This window comes from Curtobacterium sp. C1 (assembly GCF_021049325.1).
In the GTDB taxonomy this organism is placed as follows: Bacteria; Actinomycetota; Actinomycetes; order Actinomycetales; family Microbacteriaceae; genus Curtobacterium; species Curtobacterium citreum.
In genome coordinates, this window is record NZ_CP088076.1 from 2657172 (window position 1) to 2676229 (window position 19058).

The 19058-nt window shown below is 73.0% G+C and carries 13 protein-coding genes and 1 tRNA gene; 3 read left to right on the top strand and 11 right to left on the bottom strand.

All coding sequences use genetic code 11. From position 1 onward, the window contains the following. Positions 1 to 73 precede the first annotated feature (73 nt). Positions 74 to 2398, top strand: a complete 2325-nt coding sequence (locus LQK89_RS12715) for a bifunctional metallophosphatase/5'-nucleotidase (RefSeq protein WP_231049303.1) — start codon at positions 74 to 76, stop codon at positions 2396 to 2398. 276 nt (positions 2399 to 2674) lie between these two features. On the opposite strand, the gene LQK89_RS12720 is transcribed toward LQK89_RS12715, so the two are convergent. Genes LQK89_RS12720 through efeU form a run of 3 tightly spaced genes read right to left on the bottom strand, consistent with a single transcriptional unit; the run spans position 2675 to position 6766 of the window. Beyond that, positions 2675 to 3955: a Dyp-type peroxidase gene (locus LQK89_RS12720; protein WP_231049304.1), complete on the bottom strand. Its 1281-nt coding sequence runs from the start codon at positions 3953 to 3955 to the stop codon at positions 2675 to 2677. Further along, positions 3952 to 5187, bottom strand: a complete 1236-nt coding sequence (gene efeO / locus LQK89_RS12725) for an iron uptake system protein EfeO (protein ID WP_175325712.1) — start codon at positions 5185 to 5187, stop codon at positions 3952 to 3954. The genes LQK89_RS12720 and efeO overlap by 4 nt, the downstream gene beginning before the upstream one ends. After that, positions 5174 to 6766, bottom strand: coding sequence for an iron uptake transporter permease EfeU (gene efeU, locus LQK89_RS12730; protein WP_231049305.1), 1593 nt, complete (start codon positions 6764 to 6766; stop codon positions 5174 to 5176). The genes efeO and efeU overlap by 14 nt, the downstream gene beginning before the upstream one ends. A 69-nt stretch (positions 6767 to 6835) precedes the next feature. Here efeU and LQK89_RS12735 point away from each other — a divergent pair, with 69 nt between their 5' ends. Continuing rightward, positions 6836 to 7630 carry a trimeric intracellular cation channel family protein gene (locus LQK89_RS12735; protein ID WP_058743270.1) on the top strand — a complete coding sequence of 265 codons (795 nt, stop codon included), beginning with the start codon at positions 6836 to 6838 and terminating at the stop codon, positions 7628 to 7630. A 273-nt stretch (positions 7631 to 7903) separates the two neighbouring features. Beyond that, positions 7904 to 8506, top strand: a complete 603-nt coding sequence (locus tag LQK89_RS12740; RefSeq protein WP_231049306.1) for a TetR/AcrR family transcriptional regulator — start codon at positions 7904 to 7906, stop codon at positions 8504 to 8506. Positions 8507 to 8685: 179 nt separating this feature from the next. Here LQK89_RS12740 and LQK89_RS12745 read toward each other — a convergent pair whose 3' ends face one another. From LQK89_RS12745 to LQK89_RS12780, 8 genes are all read right to left on the bottom strand, one after another. Beyond that, on the bottom strand, positions 8686 to 11100 hold the full coding sequence (locus LQK89_RS12745) for a transglutaminase family protein (RefSeq protein WP_231049307.1): 2415 nt from the start codon (positions 11098 to 11100) through the stop codon (positions 8686 to 8688). Further along, complete coding sequence (locus LQK89_RS12750) at positions 11097 to 12419, bottom strand: DUF58 domain-containing protein (protein ID WP_231049308.1); 1323 nt, start codon at positions 12417 to 12419, stop codon at positions 11097 to 11099. The genes LQK89_RS12745 and LQK89_RS12750 overlap by 4 nt, the downstream gene beginning before the upstream one ends. Continuing rightward, complete coding sequence (locus tag LQK89_RS12755) at positions 12419 to 13411, bottom strand: AAA family ATPase (RefSeq protein ID WP_231049309.1); 993 nt, start codon at positions 13409 to 13411, stop codon at positions 12419 to 12421. Before LQK89_RS12755 ends, LQK89_RS12750 begins: the two co-directional genes overlap by 1 nt. Positions 13412 to 13657: 246 nt before the next feature. Next, positions 13658 to 14653 (bottom strand): glycosyl hydrolase family 18 protein, encoded by a 996-nt coding sequence (locus LQK89_RS12760; RefSeq protein WP_231049310.1) that lies wholly within the window; start codon positions 14651 to 14653, stop codon positions 13658 to 13660. Between the two features lie 218 nt (positions 14654 to 14871). Continuing rightward, positions 14872 to 14960: transfer RNA gene (locus tag LQK89_RS12765), tRNA-Ser, on the bottom strand. Positions 14961 to 15353: 393 nt separating this feature from the next. Beyond that, positions 15354 to 16646 (bottom strand): LCP family protein, encoded by a 1293-nt coding sequence (locus LQK89_RS12770; protein ID WP_231049311.1) that lies wholly within the window; start codon positions 16644 to 16646, stop codon positions 15354 to 15356. A 108-nt stretch (positions 16647 to 16754) separates the two neighbouring features. Continuing rightward, positions 16755 to 17426, bottom strand: a complete 672-nt coding sequence (locus LQK89_RS12775) for a GntR family transcriptional regulator (protein WP_114850493.1) — start codon at positions 17424 to 17426, stop codon at positions 16755 to 16757. Between the two features lie 146 nt (positions 17427 to 17572). Next, positions 17573 to 19021: an MFS transporter gene (locus LQK89_RS12780; protein ID WP_331000548.1), complete on the bottom strand. Its 1449-nt coding sequence runs from the start codon at positions 19019 to 19021 to the stop codon at positions 17573 to 17575. Positions 19022 to 19058 lie beyond the last annotated feature (37 nt).

The window sequence follows — 19058 nt, forward strand, 5'->3', positions numbered from 1 at the left end:
GATGTGAACACCTCGTGACACATCGCGGCAACCCCTGGCGCGTCCCCTGTGGGTTCTCCTAGGTTCGTCGCCGATGAACACCACCTCCCACACCCGAACGCGTCGCGCCGCCGCCGGTGCGGCGCTCGCGACCGCCGGCGTCCTCGTGGCGCTGTCCGTCCCGTCCGCCGCCCTCGCCGCCGAGGGCGACGCGACGATCGACCTCTACAACGTGAACGACTTCCACGGGCGCATCGCCCAGTCGCTCTCCTCGCCGCCGCGCGACGGCGACGCTGCCGGTGCCGCCGTCCTCGCCGGTGCGCTCGAACAGCTCCGTGGCAGCGACCCGTCGACCTCCGCCTTCGTCAGCTCCGGTGACAACATCGGCGGATCGACGTTCGAGTCCTTCATCCAGGAGGACCAGCCGACGATCGACGTGCTCAACCAGATGGACCTGACGGTGAGCGCGATCGGCAACCACGAGCTCGACCGTGGACAGACCGACCTGCGAGACCGCGTGATCGGGGCCGACGGTGCCCGCAACGCGAAATGGGACTACGTCTCCGCGAACATCCTCGACTCGGCGACGGGCAAGCCCGCGTTCGACCCCTACGCGATCCAGGAGATCAGCGGCAAGCGCGTCGGGTTCATCGGCGCGACCGTCGACCTGGTCGGACAAGGGCTCGTCAGCCCCGACGGCATCGCGGGCCTCGAGATGGGCGACATCACCACCGAGGTGAACAAGGTCGCCGCGCAGCTCACCGACGGCGACGAGGGCAACGGCGAGGCCGACGTGCTCGTGCTGCTCGTGCACGACGGTGCGGAGTCCCCCACGCCGGTCACCGCCGACGGCGGGTCCGACTTCGCCCGCGCGGTCTACGGGGTCACCCCGAAGGTGTCCGCGATCCTCTCGGCGCACACGCACCAGACCTACACGTACTCGGTGGTCCCGAAGGGCGGCACGGTCCCCCGTCCGGTGATCCAGACCGGCTCGTACGGGTTCAACCTCGGGCACGTGCAGCTCACGGTCGCCGCGGACGGCACCGTGACCCCGACGAAGAACGAGAACATCCGGCTCGCCGGCAGCACCTTCCCGAAGGACGCCGCGGTCCAGGCCACGGTGGACACCGCGGTCGCCGAGGCGGACCGGCTCGGTGCCGTCGAGCTCGGTGCCGTCGACCGCGACCTCAAGCGCGCCGTGCAGTCGAACGGCTCCGAGAACCGCGGGGGCGAGTCCACGCTCGGCAACTTCGTGGCCGAGGTCCAGCGCTCGCAGACGCAGCGCCAGGGCGCCCAGATCGCGTTCATGAACCCGGGCGGGCTCCGTGCGGACATCGCGTCCGGCCCGGTGACCTACAAGGAGGCAGCGGTCGTCCAGCCGTTCGCGAACACGCTCGTCGTGCTCGACCTCACCGGTGACCAGGTCCGCCAGGCGCTCGAGCAGCAGTGGCAGCCCGCGAGCGCGAGCCGTCCGTTCCTCAAGCTCGGCACGTCCTCCGGGTTCTCGTACACCTACGACCCGCTCGCGGACGCCGGGTCCCGCATCACCTCGATGACCCTCGACGGCGCTCCGGTCGACGCGGACCGCACGTACAAGGTGACCGTGAACTCCTTCCTGGCGACCGGCGGCGACAACTTCGCCGCGTTCAAGCAGGCCGCGGCGAAGCAGGACAGCGGCATGGTCGACCTCGAAGCCCAGGTCGAGTACTTCAAGGCGAACCCGTCGGTCGCGGTGCAGGAGGACCAGCGCGCCGTCGGCGTCCGTGTCAGCGACGCTCCCGAGGGCGGCTTCGGCCCCGGCGACGAGGTCCGGATCGACCTGTCGTCGCTGACCTTCAGCAACGCGGCGGACCAGGCCGGTTCGGTGTCGGTGAGCGCCGGCGGCCAGGAGCTGGCCTCGTCGCCGATCGACACGTCGGTCGTGGACACCACCGACGAGCAGGGCCGCGCCACGCTGACCTTCACGGTGCCCGGGGTCGGCGGCGACCAGCCGACCGCCCGTGCGGCGGCGACGGGCACGGCGCTCCGCGCGGTCGCCCCGGCCGCGACCACCGACGAGCCCCTCGTCGTGACGCTGCCGAACGGCCAGACGATCACCCTCGCGGTGACCGTGCCGATCGAGGCCGCCGTCGACCCGACCGACCCGACCGATCCCACCGACCCCGGCACGCCGGGCACCGGTGACCCGAGCGCACCCGGCACGGGCGGCGGCTCGATCGGCGGCGGCAACGGAACGGGCACGGGCAACGGCGTCGCGGACGGAGCGCAGCGCCCCGGCACGGGCGCCCTCGCCTGGACCGGCGCCGAGCTCCTGCCTGCGGGCAGCGCGGCCGGTGCCCTGCTCCTCGCCGGGCTGGTGACGATGGTGCTCGTGCGTCGGAACCGGGCCCTGCGCGGCGCTACGGTCGAGACCGACTGACACCGCGCCTCCCGGCTGGATCCGAGGACGGGCCGTCTCACCCAGGTGAGACGGCCCGTCCGCCGTCCGGCGAACGAGGGGCGGCGGCCCGTCCGACTTCCGTTACGGCCCGCGCAACAACCGCGAGGAGGGGTACGCTCAGCCTGTCGCACAGCGATGCGCCGCGCCGGGTCGCCCCCCAGGGCCGGACGGTGGTTCCGTCCGCGGACTCCGCGGCGCGGGTGCTCTCCGTCTCCAGGGAAACGGCGGAGGGCACCCACCATCGACCACCGGGGTTCAGCGGAACAGCTGCTCCCCGATGTACGAGCCCTTCCGCGGTGCCGGCGGCACGGCGAACACCCCGGACCCGATGTGCGACACGTACTCGTTCAGCCGGTCGGACGCGCCGAGCTTCCGCTGCAACCGGGTGAAGTGGTCGGGGTCCGTCATGTACGCCGCGAAGAGCAACCCGGCGTCGAGCTGGCCGTACTGGTTCAGCCCGTCCGTGTAGTTGTACCCGCGACGCAGGATCTTCACGCCCCCGTTGGCCTCGTGCGCGGCGAGGGCGATGTGCGAGCGCGGGTCGATCGCCGTCGCACCGTCCGCGTGGGCGCCGTGCGCGGCCGCGTGGAAGTCCGGCGTGGTGTGCTCGCTGCCGCCGGACAGCGGCGCACCCTCGACCTTGGTGCGGCCGAACACCCGCTGCTGGTCGCTGACGACGTCGGCGTCCCACGTCTCCAGGTTCATCCGGATCTTCCGGACCACCTGGTAGGTGCCGCCGGCCATCCACCCGGCGTCGGAGTCGAGCCACACGAAGCGCTCGTACTCCTGGTCCGAGGTGACGTTCCGCGTGCCGTCCTTGAAGCCCATCAAGTTGCGCGGCGTCGACTGCGAGGGACCCGCGGACGCGCGGCCGAAGCCGATCACCGTCCACCGCACGGTCGCGGTGCCCCGCGCCATCCGCGCGAGGTCGCGGACGGCGTGGTACGCCACCTGCGGGTCGTCGGCGCAGGCCTGCAGCGACAGGTCGCCGCCGGTCAGGCCGTCCTCGAGCGCGTCGCTCGGCAGGGTGGGGATCGCCGCCAGGTGCGCCGGACGCTTCGCGGCGAGGCCGAAGCGCTCGTCGAAGACCCCGGGGCCGAGGCCCACCGTCACGGTCAGGGACGCGGGGCCGAGGTCGAGCGCCTCGCCGGTGTCCGCGCCGACGCCCTCGCCGTGGGCCGGCTCGACGCTGCCGATCGTCCGGCCGGCCTGCAGCTGCGCGATCGCCGCGGACCAGCGGGCGAGGAGCACCTGCAGCTCGGTCGCGGTCGAGGCGGTGAGGTCGAACACCATGAACACGCAGTGCCGCTGCGGGGTCGTGCGGATCCCGCCCTGGGGCTGCCGCGCGGCCGTCGCGTAGAACGGCACCTGCTGCGACAGGTCGATCGACTCGTCGGCGTTCGCGGCCGCCGCGAAGGGGTCGACGCCGGTCGCGGCCGTGGCCCCGGCGACGCCGGCGACCGCGCCGACCCCGGCACCGGCTGCGGCGAGCCCGGCGCCGAGCAGTCCGCGACGGGAGAAGCGGGACGCGGTCACGCCGTCGCGACCTTCTCGGCCAGGCGGGACAGCGGGTCCTGGAGCGCCTGGACCTGCTGCGAGATGCGGTTCGCGTCCTTCGCCTTCGCGGCGTCGTCCCACGTGCTGAACCCGCCGAGGGCGTTCGCGTCGCGGAAGCCGTCCATCATCGTGTTCGTCGCGTCGAACTGCGCGGCGATCTGCTTCGTCAGGGCCGGGTCGACCTTGGTCAGGCCTGGCTTGAGGTATGCGAAGGCCTGCCGGGCGCCCTCGACGTTCGCGGCCAGGTCGACGAGGTCGATGTGGCTGTACGCCTCCTCTTCCCCGGTGATCTTGTTCGACTGGACCTCCTCGAGGAGCCCGGCGGCGCCGTTCGCCAGGTCCTCGGGCTTGTACTCGAGCGTCGGCACGAGCTTCGCGAGGAGCTGCACGTTGCTCGTCAGGTCGGCCGCGGTCTGCTTCGTCGTCGCGGTGATCGCACCGGCCTGGAACAGGTCCTTCTCGACCGCGTGGAACCCGCTCCAGCCGACGGCGTCGTCGAGGTTCGACTGGCGCATGTCGACCAGGTAGTCGAGGTTGCCCTTGTTGTCCGTGGCCGAGAAGCCCTGCTTGACGAACCCGTCGACGTCGCTCTCGATGTGCTCGTAGAACGGGCGGGCGGCGGCGTAGTCCCGCTTCGCGGCGTCGAGGTCGCCGGCGTCGACGTCCTTCTGCAGCTGCTGCACGGCGCTCACCATGTCGTCGACCTGGCCGTCGACGTAGGTCGCGTAGCCGGTCGCTCCGTCCGCGAGCAGGGTCGCGGCGCTGCTGTTCGCGGTCGAGGCCGCCTTCCCCGTGACGGTGAAGTCGGTGAGCTCCTTCGTCGCACCGGGGCAGTAGACCTGGTAGCTGCCGCCGGTCAGCGTGGCGGTGAACGTCACCGGGGCGAGCCCGGGCGCGAGGTTCTCCTTCTCGCCGAGGATCCGCTGGTCCTGCAGCAGTTCGACCTCGGTGATCGCGGTCGACGACTCGTTCTGCACCCGGAAGGTGACGGGCCCTGCGGGGACCTTCGTGGTCGACACGGCGCAGGCGTCGGAGCCGTCGTTCGTCAGGGTGATGGTGACGCGGGAGACCTTCCCCGACCCGGACGACGCGTCGTCCGCGGGGGTGCCGGCGGAGCAGGCGGTCAGGGTGAGGGCGGCGACAGCGCCGAGGGCACCGAGGGCGATCAGGGGTCGGGCGGCCAGGGGGCGGGCGGCACTACCGAACGGCATGGTCGAGGCTCCTTGCAGGGACGTCGGCGGGCGGTCCGCGCGACGGGTCGGTTCCGGGGGTGGTGGTCGTGGGGACGGAGACGCGGCGCCGGTCGCGGACCGCGAGCGCGGCCTGGGCGGCCGCCGCGACGAGCAGCACGAGGGGCAGCCAGGCGTTCCAGAGTCGGAGCTCGGCGGCGCGCGTCTGCGCGGCGGCGACGGCGGTCGCCGCACGGTCCGCGTCGGCGGTCGGGACGGCCCAGACGTCGCGTCCCAGCGTGGTCGTCCGAGCGGCCGGGAGGCCCCCACCGCGCAGCGTGAGCACGTCGCGTTCCGAGCGGCTCGCCTCGAGGACGCCGCCGTCGACGGTCGTCAGGGTCACGGTGTCACGGACGGTCCAGTCCGCCGCGAACGGGCCGGGGTTCGTCGACGGGGACACGCCGACCGGGACGCGACCGAACAGCCCCACGAGCTGGTCGAGGGTCAGCGAGGTCGGTCGGTCGGCGGACGGGACGTCCTCGGTGACCTGCCACTGGTCGGCGATGGTGCCCGCCCGGGCGACGCGGCGGTGGGCCGACGCGGGCAGGGTGATCCGAGCCTCCCGGCCGCCGCTGGCCACGCGCAGGACCGCGCTGTCCCCGGCGACCGACGCCGTGACGGAGCGCGCGTCGCCGGAGACGGCGACCGTGCGGGGCAGGTCCGCGCCGCTGCCGGACGGCACGGCGACCGCGAGCACGACGGCCGTCGCGGCGAAGGCGGCGGCGAGGACGGCGCGCACCCGCGGGACGCGCTGCGGCGACGGCCGCCAGGCGCGCGGCCAGAGCGAGATCGCGAGGACCGGGACGACGTAGAGCACCCAGCCGAGGACCTCGACGACCCGGGGGTCGGCGGGGATGCCGAGCACGCCCGTGACGAGCGCACCGCGGAGCGAGCCGTTCGGGGCGAGCCAGCCGAGGTCGACGGTGCGCTGCTGACCGATCACGAGCCAGCCGGCCTCGTGCGCGTGGCGGAGGGCGGTCAGGACGAGTCCGCCGGCGACGAAGACCAGGAAGACGCCGGTGCCCGTGAAGAAGCGGCCGAGGTCGAGCTTCACGCCGCCGGTGTAGATCCCGTACCCGATGAGCACGGCCACGGCGATGCCGATCACGGCGCCGAGGGCGGCGGAGCCCGTGTCCGCGGACGCCTGGAAGGTGGCGAGCAGGAAGACCGAGGTCTCGAAGCCCTCCTTGAGGACCGCGAGGAACGCCATGCCGGCGAGGGCCCAGGCGGTGCCGCGGCCGAGGGCGGCGGTCGCACTGGCGACGAGGTCCTTCGAGAGCGTGCGGGCGTGGGTCCGCATCCACACGATCATGCCCGTGACGAACACCACCGCCACGGCACCGATGACGGTCTCCATGCCCTCCTGCTCGGCCTGCGGCAGGGCCTGCTCGACGAGCTGCAGCCCGAAGCCGACGGCGATGCTCAGGGCGACCGCGGCGCCGACGCCGATCCACATCGGGGTGAGCGGAGCGCGGTTGCGACGCAGGAACGCGGCGATGATGCCGACGATGAGCGTCGCTTCGAGGCCTTCGCGGAGGCCGATGACGAGGGTGGCGATCATGGCGAAGGTGAGGCTAACCTAACCCGACCTCGCACCGCCACTTCCGTGACGTGGGGTTTGATTGTTCTCATGAACCTGCTGTCCCCCGAGGGCCTGGCGTCGGTCACGAACGTGCTCGACCTCGCCGGCGTGCTCGCGTCCGCGCTGCTCGGTGGATCGCTCGCCCGGACGATGGACTTCGACCTGTTCGGGTTCCTGGTCGTCGGGTTCGTCTCCGGCCTGGGCGGCGGCATGCTCCGCGACACCCTGCTGCAGAACGGCCCCCCGGTCGCGCTCGTCGACCCGCTCTACGTGCCGGTCGCGATCGCCGGCGCGCTCATCGCCTTCTTCGTGTCGTTCTCCGAGCTCACCTGGGACCGGCTGTTCACCGTCCTGGACGCCGCCGTGATCGGGTTCTGGTCGGTGGTCGGGGTGCAGCGGACCTTCGACGCCGGGCTCGGCTGGCCCGCCGCGATCATCATGGGGACCATCACCGCGGTCGGGGGCGGGGCCATGCGCGACCTGCTGCTCCGCCGTGTGCCCGCGGTCTTCGGCGGCAACGCGCTCTACGCCACGGTCGCGGTCGCCGCCTCGGCCGTGATGGTCGTCGCGTCGTACCTCGGCTCCCCCACCATCGGGATCATCGCGGCCATCGTGCTGTCGCTCGGCCTGCGCTACGGCGCCGTCAAGCGTGGTTGGGGGCTGCCGAACGGCCGCGACTGGCAGCCGAAGTCGACCCTCGGCGCGCTGCTCCAGCGCGGCCGCCGACTCCGCCCGGACGCCGTCCGCCTGCTCCGCCGACCCGGTCGACGGTCCGGCGTCGGGAGCGTCCGGTCGGACACCGGCAGCGTCCGGACTGACCACGAACCGCACACCGACGACTGAGACTGGGCCGCGACGGACCCTGGCGCTAGCATCGGTACCGCCGGGTATCGACCCCGGCGACCACCCGCCGATCGAGGCACCGACACGACCCGAACGTGCCGGTTCGTCCGTCGACGACAGGAGGTCGGGGCCGGCCACGTGCCGCGCGGGGAACCGACGCGCGGCGCGGCAGGCTCCGACGGACCGCACGGCACCACCGTGCGGGGATCGGCACGTCCGCCCGCCGTACGCGGCACGTCGTGCCGGACCGCCACGATCAGGGACCAGGACCAGATGCGCGACGACGACGCCCCCACACCGAGGACCCCGCGAGCCGAGGTCCGGGAGCGCCTGCTCGTCGCGGCCGCGCAGGAGTTCGCCGAGTCCGGACTGCACGGGAGCCGGCTCGACACCGTCGCCGCCCGGGCCGGGTTCAGCAAGGGGGCCGTCTACTCGAACTTCGCGTCGAAGCAGGACCTGGTCGCCGAGGTCATGCAGCGCCAGACGAACCTGGTGCTCGCGTCCCTGCGGGAGCTCGTCGGGCCGGACCTGGCGGCGGAGGACATCGGCGACGTCCTGCGCGCCGCGTTCGGGCGGCACGACCAGACCGCGCAGTTCGCCCTGCTGTCCGAGTTCCGGGGATACGCGATGCGGCACGAGGCGTTCCTGCCCGAGTTCGTGCGTCAGCGACGGGCGCTCCAGGACGGGGTGCTCGAGCTCGTGCAGGAGTGGTTCGGGGCGCACCCGGAGGTCTCGCCCGGGATGCGGCTCGAGGACTTCGCGACGCTGCTCGTCGGGGCGAACGTGGGGATCGTGTTCGACGCGCCGGCGTTGCCCGGGGTGAACCCGGGCGACGTCATCGCGGCCGTGGTGGACGCGGTGGTGCGCCCGCGCTGAGGCGCGCGGCGCGCGGCGCGCGGCGCGCGGCGCGGCGCGCGGCGCCCGGCGGCGCGGTGTGGCGTGCCTGCGCACAACGGGAAGCACGCCGCGCCACGTGATCATGTGGCGCGGCGTGCTTCCCGTTGTGCGGACCGCGCGCGGCGCGGCGCGCGGCGCGGCGCGCGCGCGGCCGCCCACTACGCCGGCCGGCGCCGCCGGCCCTCGTGCGACCAGGCCGACGACGGCAGCAGGCTCGGCGGCAGCAGCCGCGACCGGACCACCCGCCCACGGGACACCGATGCGTCCAGGGCGACCCGTGCCTCCAGGACGGCCCGGAGCAGCGCGTCCCGGTCCACCGCAGCCGCACCGTCGGCGGCGAACCGCTCGACGTCGACCGCGTCGACCACCGTGGTCAGGTGCGGCAGCACCGTGACGGGCAGGCGACCCGAGAGCCGACCGAGCACCGCCCGGGCGGTCCGTGCGGCCGCCGCGGCGTCGTCCGGCGGCGCCGCGCCGGGTGCGAGCCCGTGGTCGGCGACGTCGTCGAGGACCTCGCGCCAGGCCTGCACCGCCGGCGACCGACCGCTGCGGACCGCGGCGAGCCGACGGCGGCGGCGGACTGCCCGGACGACCGAGGGCGAGGCGAGCAGGACGAGCGCGAGGGCCACCCCGACCGCGAGCCCGAGGGCGCCCGTGCCGGTGCTGCTGCCGGGCGCCGCGGCACCCGGGGCGGCGGACGCCGAGGGCGTGGGGGTCGGTGATGCCTCTGCCGGGGCGGTCTCGCCGGGTGCGGGCAGCGGGGTCTGCGGGTCGGCCGGGGCCGGCGTCGCCGAGGACTCGGTGGACGGCTGCACGGCGGCGTCGGAGTCCGGGGTCGGCTCGAACGAGACCCAGCCGGCACCACGGATGTACAGCTCCGGCCACGAGTGCAGCTGCCGGTTGGTGACCGTGTACTCGCCGTCGTCGGTCTGCTGCGGGTTCGCCCGGTAGCCGACCGCGATGCGCGAGGGGATCCCGAGCGTCCGGGCCATCACCGCCATCGACGAGGCGAAGTGCACGCAGTAGCCCTCGCGGACGCGCAGGAACGTGTCGATCACGCGCATGTTGTCGCCGTCGTAGCCCTGCTCGACGGGCGCGGTCTCGGAGTACGTGAACAGGTCGCTCCGGAACCACTGCTCGAGCGCCCGGGCCTCCTCGTAGTCGGTCGTCGCACCACCGGCCACGCGGCGGGCGGTCGACGCGATGTCCTTCGGCAGGTCGTCCGGCAGCGACAGGTCGGTGCGGAGCTGGGCGCGGCTCGGCGCCTGGAACCCCCGACCGTCGGCGCGACCGAGCAGCCCCGAGGACGCGATCGCATCGAGGTACTCCCCCGACGAGGTCGAGGCGCCGTAGACCTCGTACGTCGAGCCCCGCTGGGTCGTCGGCCCCGTCGACCGGATGGTGTTCGAGTCGCCCATCCAGCGCCAGTTCGCCAGGTCCAGGTTCGTCGACCGGGACTGCACCGACACCGCACCCGACGGCACCGGCAGGTAGTTGCTCGACAGCCCGGTCACCCGGATGGTCACGTCCCCCCGGTTCGCCAGGCGCGGGTTGACCCCGACCGCGAACTGCTGCTGGTCGGCGGTGTCCGAGGTGCTGGCGTCCGTGACGGTCGGCACCCAGTCCCCGGAGCCGAACTCGTCCAGGTCGGCGAGCTTGAGGTACTCCGGCCGGCCGTCGGCCGAGCGGTACTGCAGTACCTCGAGTTCGTTCGGTTGGCGCAGGTCCTGGCCGAGCTGCAGCAGGGTGCCCGGGCGGCCTGGTTGGATCGGCGACTGCAGTGCCCCGGTCACCCCCGACAGCCAGCTCGCGTTGAGCGGCACGACGACGGGGAGCCCGACGGCCACGACGAGTCCGATCGCCCCGACCACCGCGGCGGGGAACGCGCGTTGCACCGGCCGGACCGACAGCCACAGCAGGCCGAGGAACGCGATGCCGACTAGGACGACGAGCACGGGCGACGCCGGCTGGCCGGTGATGACGCCCGGGACGACGAGCACGACGAGCGCCGGCACGGCGGCGAGGGCGACGGTCGGGGCGATCGCGGCGAGGAAGAGCGACACCCCGGCGACCCAGCCGATCGCGACCGTCACGACGAGCCGGATCGCGTCGGTCTGCGGGAGCGGCGCCGGGTTCAGGCGGATGGCCGCCAGGGCCTCGCCGAGCGCACCGTCGCGGTCCAGCCACCCGAGCGGCGACAGGTCGTTCAGCACGGCCGCGGCGCACGAGCCGAGGACCAGCGTCGCGACGAGCGCGATGAACCGGACGCCGGGAGCCCGTCGCCGGACGACCAGCAGCACGGCGACGAGCACGGCGGTGAAGACCACACCGGACAGCCACCACTGCGTGCCCTGCACGAGCGGCCGCATGGCGAGCGCGGCGACGATCACGGGGACGGGGGCCAGCGCGACGATCCAGGCGCTCGGGGCATCGCTCCGTGTGGCGGGCTCGCGGCCGTCGGCAGCCCCGCCCCGGCCCGACCGGTCCGGCCGGTCGGCGACGGCGGTACCGCCCCCGTCCTGCGGTCGGCGAGCGTCGTCGCGGCGGCCGGCGCCCTGCCCCGTCCCGCTCACCGGATGCTCCCGGGAGCGTGCGCGCCCGTGACCGGCACGACGAGCGTCCGCCAGCCGCCACGGTCGAGGATGCCGCGCACCACCGGCTCCGGCGGCACGATCGTCGCGAGGATGCCCCGGCTCGACCCGCTCGTCCGCGACACGAGCTCGGCCGCCTGCTCCGCGGTGCAGTGGCCGGTGACCACGGCCGTCATGCCGTGCACGTCCCGGCCGCGGACGTCCGGCAGGACCTCGGTCACGTCGCGGGCATCGGAGCGGAGCCGGATGTCGGCGAGTCCGACGAGCACGTCGGTCAGGCTGCCGGCGTCCCCCGCGTGCCGGGTGTTCCCCGCGGCGCCGTCGCTCACGAGCAGCACGCGGGACGTCCGCGCGCTCAGGGCACGAGCGACACTGGCGGCCACGACGACGGCGTGCTCGAACGCCGCGTCGCCACCGAGGTCGGACAGTTCGGCGAGGTCGTCGCGGCCGAGCCGCTGGTACGACTCGCGGCGGACGTCGAGCGCGATGACGGCCTCCGGCGGCTGCGCCTGGGTCGTCTGCCGCACGTGCAGTTCGCCCCGTCGGGCGCTCTGCCCCCAGTGCACCCGGCGGATCGGGTCGCCCTGGCGGTAGGGCCGCAGCTCACTGTCGTCCGCCGATCCTCCCTGGCCGACCCGGCCCTCGTCGGCGGAGACCGCCCCGGCGAGGGCGCCGGTGTCGATCGCGGCGAGCGGGGTCGACGCCGGCACGACGACGATCTCCTCCGCCGGGACGACGGGCCGGTCGATGCGGAGCAGGCCGAACGGGTCCTCGACCCGGATCGTCACCGGGCCGACCAGCGTCCGGCCCCGGTGCATCGCGAGCGCCTCGACGTCGAGCACGGCCGGCGGCTCGTGCGGTCCGACGAGGGCGTAGGTCTCGGCCTCGGACACACTGGCGAAGGTGTCGTCGAGCTGTTCACGGACGAGCAGTCGTGTCCGCGGACCGATCGGCAGCGAGGTCCCGCGGAGCGTGATCCGCTCCCGGTAGACCTCGCCGACCTGGACGATCCCCCGCACGGTGCTGCGGGTCGCACGGAGCGGCGCCGCGACGACGAGGGCCATCACGACCCCGAGCACGAGCAGCACGAGCAGGAGCAGCCCCGCGGACACGGCGATGCTCGTCGTGGCGACGAGCCCGCCGACGGTCAGCCCGAGCCCGGACGCGAGCACCGTCCACCCCCGCGCGGTCGGCCGCGGGAACGGGGTGCGGCGGAGCAGTGCCGTCCCGCGGCGACCGTACCGGAGCGCCCACGACCGCACCGCGCCGGCGCGCAGCGCGAGCGGTGCGGGCCCGGGCATCAGGAGTGGACCGGCGCCGCGGTGAACGGCACGGCGGTGTCGGAGACGATCCGCACGACGATCTCACGGGCGGTGTCGTCTCCGGATCCGCCGAGGCCACGGGCGACCGGCACCAGGCGGTGCGCGAGCACCACCGGGGCGAGCCGCGCGACGTCGTCCGGTGTGACGAACGGCCGGCCGGCGAGGGCGGCGTGCGCGCGGGCGGCCTGCGCGAGGTGCAGCGTGGCACGCGGGCTCGCCCCGAGCACGAGGTCGGGGTGTGACCGGGTGGCCCGGACGATCGCCACGATGTACGCCTCGACGTCGGGCGCGACGTGCACCGCCCGCACGGCGTGCACCACCGCGCGGAGCGTCCCGACGTCGACGATCGGACGGAGCGACGAGAGCGGGTCGCGGACGCCGCGGTGCGCGAGCATGTCCCGCTCGGCGTCGGCGCTCGGGTAGCCCATCGCGATGCGCGCCATGAAGCGGTCGCGCTGGGCCTCCGGCAACGGGTACGTGCCCTCCATGTCGATGGGGTTCTGGGTCGCGACGATCATGAACGGCGACTCGAGCTGCCGCGTCACGCCGTCGACCGTCACCTGCGACTCCGCCATCGCCTCGAGCAGCGCCGACTGGGTCTTCGGGCTCGTGCGGTTGATCTCGTCGCCGATCACGACGTTCGCGAAGACGGGTCCGGGCGAGAACCGGAAGGTGCCGGACGACTGGTCGTAGATGTTCACGCCGGTGACGTCCGACGGCAGCATGTCCGAGGTGAACTGGATGCGGTTCACGGAGCCGCCGACCGACGCCCCGAGGGCCTTCGCGAGCACGGTCTTGCCGACGCCGGGGACGTCCTCGACGAGCAGGTGCCCCTCGGCGAGCATCACCGTGAGGGCGGTGCGGATCGCATCGACCTTGCCGTCGACGACGGTCGAGACGGCCGCGACGACGTCGTCGCCGACGGCGCGGACGTGCTCGATCGGGAAGGCGGGGTCGGTCGGGTCCGGCACGCGGGCCTCCTCGTCTCGGGACAGGTGTCGTGCATGCTACAACGGCGCGGTGACAGCCACCGGAGGATGCGTCACCGGTCATCCGGAGGACACATCGGGGCGTCCCGGCGGGCCGCCGTGGTCGCGTCCACCACCGGACGGGAGGCACGTGGCGGCGCCGCCACGTGCCTCCCGTCCGCCCTGTGGTCACGTCATCCGGTCTGCGCGACGCGGGCTGCCTCCCTGGCTCGCCGCGACCGCCACCCGTCAGTCCGGCAGGGGCTGCGTGCCGAGGGACCAGAGCGCGACGCCGTGCAGCCCGAGCTCTCGGGCGAGCGCGACCCGTGCCCGGTAGGACCGCGCGTCCGACCAGTGCAGCTCACGGCCGTCGGCGAGGGTCGCGGACCACTCCCCGGTCCGGTCCGACCACCGCGCCCGGTCCCCCGCGAGGGTCCGCGCGCGGGCGGGCGACACCTGCCCACCGTCGTCCCCACCCCAGACGTACCCGTAACCCGCGACCCCGAGGTCGATCCGGTCGGCCGGCAGCCCCTCGTGCTCGGCGGCGACCACCACCCGCTCCGCCCACGGCAGCGCCCCGACCGTTCCCGGGTCGCTCCACGGGCCGTGCTCGTCGTAGGTCATGAGGACGAACCGGTCGACGTGCCGGGCGAGGGCGCGGAGGTCGTACCCCGTGTCGTGGAACCCCGCAGCCGAGGTCGAGGCCATCACGGCCATCGAGACGTCCGCGTCGGGGCCGAGTTCGTCGTGCACGGCGTCGGTGAGGACCGCGGCGAACGCCACGAGGCCGTCGCGGTCACGGCTGCGCAGGGACTCGAGGTCGACCTGCACGCCGTCGGCGCCGATGCGCGACGCGGCCCGGGCGAGCTGCCGTGCGACGCGCTCGCGGTTCCCGGCGTCACCGAGGAGCGCCGTGCCGATCTCGGGCGAGAAGTCGCCGAGCGCCTCCGAGTAGTTGCTCACGAGGAGCTCCGACCGGGCACCACCGCGGTCGGCCGCGTGCGCGAGGTCCCGCACGCCGACGGGCACCGGCTGGAGTCCCGACCCGTCCGCGCTCAGCGTGACGCCGTCGACGCCGATCGTCGCCGCGTGTTCGGTGGCCGCGGTGACCCGGTCGACCGTGCCGGACCCGGGTTCGGCGTAGGCCTCGACGACCGGCGCGCTCGACCCGGCCGCGGTCGCGCACCCGGCGAGCACGACGCCCGACAGGACGAGGACGACCGCGAGACCTGACCGACGGAGCACGCGCTCACGGTAGCCGACCGCCGGACGCGGGGCGTGCCTCCCGTCCGGTGCCGACCGCAGGTGGGCGAGACGCCGCCAGGCGGGCGAGACTCCGCCCTGTTCGGCACCGTGTCGCCACATCGGGGGCGTCTCGGCAGATCGGAGCCGTCTCGTGGGACGGGGCACGACCCCGAGAACGACGAAACCCCCGCTGCATCAGCGGGGGTCTCGATCCGGTGCGGAGACGGAGGGATTTGAACCCTCGGTCCCCTAAGGGGGACTCCACCTTAGCAGGGTGGTGCACTCGGCCTGACTATGCGACGTCTCCACGCACTCTCGCGAGTGCTGCGACCACCATACAGGAGGACGAGCACCCCCACGAACGCGGCGCGAGACGGCGCGAACCTGCCGGTCCCCTGAAGTGGGGACACTCGGGGGTTGTCGGGACGTACCCCGGTCAATAGCATCATCGGGACGCGACGATCACATTCCGGGGTTCTCCCTCGCAGTCGCGACACAGCACCGGACGCCGTTCCCACTCGATCCGAGCCCGGCGCGCCCGATCGCGCGGCGCTCGGAGGGGAACGGACAGGGGGCGCGGACCAGGTCCGCGCCCCCGCTCTGGTTCTGCGACCCCTGCGACGCTGCGTCCGGCACCCCGGCGCCTGCGACGCTGCGTCCAGCACCCCGGCGCCTGCTACCGGGCCGTTCGCGAGTCCGGTCAGGAGCCGAACGCGCGCGAGCAGGTCTGCTGATCGGCGGACTGCCCCTGCAGGCCGTCGATCGTGTCGGCCGACGACGGCGCCGCGGGCGCTGGTGATGCGGGCGGAGCCGACGCGGACGGGGCCGGGGCCGACGGCGTGGACGGTGCCGCCGGGGCGGCGGGTGCCGCCGTCGCCGGCGCCTGCTCCGACCCGATGCCGGTGCTGTCCGCCCCGAGCGAGAACGACTGGTCCGCCTCGATCTTGGCGAACAGCTGGTCGGCGAGAGCGGTCGTCGGCTGGACCTTGCCCGCGTAGACACCGTTCCCGCCGGTGGTGCCCGGGTACTGCACGAAGTTCACCTGCGACAGCGGCAGGTCCTGGAGCGCCCGACCCATCTGCACCATCGTCCCGACGTCGTTCAGGCTCTGGGACAGCTGCATGTTCGAGGCGGCGGCCCGCGCGAGCTTGTAGAGCGTCGGGGGCGACGTCAGTGTGTCGTTCGACTGCACCGTCCGCAGCAACGAGGACAGGAACACCTGCTGGCTCGAGATCCGCCCGAGGTCGGAGCCGTCACCGACACCGTGCCGGGTCCGCAGGAAGGCCAGGGCCTGGTCCCCCTGCAACGTGTTCGTCCCGGCGGGCAGGTCGAGCCCGGTGTAGCGGTCGTGGATCGGCTGGGCGACGCACACCGGAACGCCGCCGATGGCGTTCGACATCTCGATGACGCCCTTGAACGACACGGCGGCGGAGTACTGGATCGGCAGACCGGTCAGCCCCTGCACGGTCTGAACGACGCAGTTCAGCCCCCCGTCACCCCACGCGGAGTTGATCGGCTGCGCCGCCATCGCGGGCGTCGATCCGCTGCCGTCCGGCTTCTGGCACGCCGGGATCGGCGTGACGAGGTCGCGCGGGATGCTGACCGCGGTCGCGTTCGAGTGGTCGGCCGAGACGTGCAGCAGGATGGTGACGTCGTTGAGTGTGGCGTCCCGTTCGCCGTAGTCGGTCCCCTGCGCTGGGTCGTTGTCCGTACCGACGACGAGCACGTTGAAGCCGCCCTCGTACGAGCTCAGCTCGGTGTCGTGCGCCTTCGCTGCCGGCTGCCCCTGGATCGCGACGCCGTCACCGAAGTCGTCGGTGACCTGCTTCGCGGCGATGGCGGCGACCGACGCGGTGCTCACGAGGGCCACGGCAGCGACACCTGACAGGACCTTCGTGACCGACCGCAGCGGGTGGCGTCGGCCGAGACGTCCGTGGCGTGCGATGCCGGTCGCTCGGTTCAGCCGGTGGGACCGGTCCCGGACGTCGTTCATCGTGCTCCCTGTCGTGCGCGGACATCACCGGCGAACCAGACTGCAACACCGATCCTGGCGATCCCGTGCGAAGCCCTCGTCGTCGGGCGACCGAGCGACGGGACCCCGTCACGCCGCCGAACGGAACCGCTCGGGGAGTGCGATGAGGTCGCGGGACAGGCCGACCAGCACCGCCGCACACTCGTCGACCTGGTCGCGTTCCGCCGCGGCGAGCGCCCGTTCGACCTGCCGCAGGCGCTCACGCCGCCCGACGACCGCGTCGATGCCGTTCGCTGCGGCGACGTCGTCCGTGAAGAACATGTCGAGCACGGCCCGCTGCGCGACCAGCCAGTCGGCACTGATGAGCGCCCCACGCCGTCGGAGGGTCCAGGACCCGAGCTCGACGAGTGCCCCGGCCTCGGTCGCGCAGTCGTCGAGCCACTCCGGACGGAAGCGTTCGACTGTCGCGGGCGCCGCCACCGGGGGTTCCCCGACCAGGCTGCGCGTGATCCGGAGCCGCTCGACCATCTGCCCCACCGTCCACTGGGCGACAACCACGCCGATGTACCGCTGCACGCTGACGAGCCGCAGTGCCTCGAGCGGGACGAGGGCTTCGCGCACCGGGGTCCGCGACACCTGCATGTCGTTCGCGATGTCGTCGAGCCGGAGCCGCTGCCCGCGCCGGTAGACCCCGCGCAGGACGTTCTCGAGCAGCTTGAGGAAGACCGCGTCCCGGAGCAGACTGCGGCGGATGGCAGACGGGTCCGGGACACCGCCGGCGGAGGCCGATGCGCGTTCCATCCAGTCATGGTCAGCCACGGCGACCGCCGGGTTCGCCGGTCGCCGTGGAACCGTGGATGGAGTCGGACGAGGACGCCGTGTGGAGGAGCATCCCACGAGGGTTGCAGCGCGACGATCGCCGCGCTAAACACTCCGGATACGAAATACTACTTCTTCGACGACTCCGTCAGGACGGACAGCGGTTGCGTGATGTCCTCGAGGCCCTTCCGCGCCGAGTCGACGCCGAAGACCAGTGCGACGACACCGCCGACGATCATCACCCCTGACCCGAGCAGGTAGCCCCAGAACAGCGGGTCGCGCGACGACCCGTCACCGATGAACGCACCGTAGATCGTCGGCGCGATCGCACCGAAGATCTGGGCCAGGGCGAAGAAGTACGAGATCGCCTGCGACCGCAGCTCGAGCGGGAAGATCTCGCTGACGGTCAGGTAGGCACTCGACGCACCGGCCGACGCGAAGAAGAACGACACGCACCAGAACACGACCTGCACGGTGGCGCTGATCGCGTCCGCCCGGAACAGGAAGGCCGACGTCGCGAGCACCAGGCCCGACACCAGGTAGGTCAGGAAGATCATCTGCCGACGACCCCAGGTGTCGAAGAACCGTCCGAGGATGATCGGGCCGAGCAGGTTGCCGATCGCGAACGGGAAGAAGTAGATCGACGTCTGCGAGGTCTTGAGCCCGAAGAAGTTCGTGAGGACGAGCGCGTAGGTGAAGAAGATCGCGTTGTAGAGGAACGCCTGCGTGATCATCATCGTCGCCCCGACGAGCGTGCGGGTCGGGTACTGCCGGAGCAGCACGCGCGCGATCGTGAGGAACCCGACCTTGTCGAGCGGCGTGACCGTGAGCGCCTTCGAGTCGTCGACGTCGGGCAGGCGCTGACCGGTCGACTTCTCGACCGAGTCCTCGATCTCCGAGACCGTCCGTTCGGCCTCATCCTCGCGGCCGTGCGTCATCAACCACCGCGGACTCTCCGGGATGTGCCGACGCAGGAAGATGATCGCGATGCCGAGCACCGGGCCGAGGAAGAAGCCGATCCGCCAGCCGATGTTCTCGGCGAAGATCGAGGTGTCGAGCAGGTAGATGTTCGCGAACGCACCGAGCGCCGCACCGCCCCAGTACGTGCCGTTGATGGCGATGTCGACGTGGCCGCGGTACTTCGACGGGATGAGCTCGTCGATCGCCGAGTTGATCGCCGCGTACTCGCCGCCGATGCCGAGCCCGGCGATGAACCGGAAGGCCGCGAGGAACCAGAAGTCCTGTGCGAGTCCCGCGATGCCGGAGCCGATCAGGTAGATCGCGAGCGTCAGGATGAAGAGCTTCCGCCGCCCGAGCCGGTCGGACATCCGGCCGAACACGAGCGCACCGATCACCTGTCCGAACAGGTAGATGGTGCCGAGGTACGTCACCTGCTGCGTGGAGAGGTGCAGGTCGGCCTGGAAGCCGGCGTTCGAGACGATCTGGATCTCGAGGCCGTCGAGGATCCAGGACACCCCCAACCCCACCACCACGCTCCAGTGGAACCGCGTCCACGGCAGCCGGTCCATCCTGGCGGGCACCAGGCTCTTGATCGCCCCGTTCGTCGTACTGCTCACGAGAGCGGACCGTACTCCGGAGATTCCAGGCTGGTTC

Bases quoted from the DNA above. Each gene is read 5' to 3' on its own strand.
- LQK89_RS12715 (WP_231049303.1), top strand. From the start codon at position 74: ATGAACACCACCTCCCACACCCGAACGCGTCGCGCCGCCGCCGGTGCG.
- efeO (WP_175325712.1), bottom strand. From the start codon at position 5,187: ATGCCGTTCGGTAGTGCCGCCCGCCCCCTGGCCGCCCGACCCCTGATC.
- efeU (WP_231049305.1), bottom strand. From the start codon at position 6,766: ATGATCGCCACCCTCGTCATCGGCCTCCGCGAAGGCCTCGAAGCGACG.
- LQK89_RS12735 (WP_058743270.1), top strand. From the start codon at position 6,836: ATGAACCTGCTGTCCCCCGAGGGCCTGGCGTCGGTCACGAACGTGCTC.
- LQK89_RS12740 (WP_231049306.1), top strand. From the start codon at position 7,904: ATGCGCGACGACGACGCCCCCACACCGAGGACCCCGCGAGCCGAGGTC.
- LQK89_RS12750 (WP_231049308.1), bottom strand. From the start codon at position 12,419: ATGCCCGGGCCCGCACCGCTCGCGCTGCGCGCCGGCGCGGTGCGGTCG.
- LQK89_RS12770 (WP_231049311.1), bottom strand. From the start codon at position 16,646: ATGAACGACGTCCGGGACCGGTCCCACCGGCTGAACCGAGCGACCGGC.
- LQK89_RS12775 (WP_114850493.1), bottom strand. From the start codon at position 17,426: ATGGAACGCGCATCGGCCTCCGCCGGCGGTGTCCCGGACCCGTCTGCC.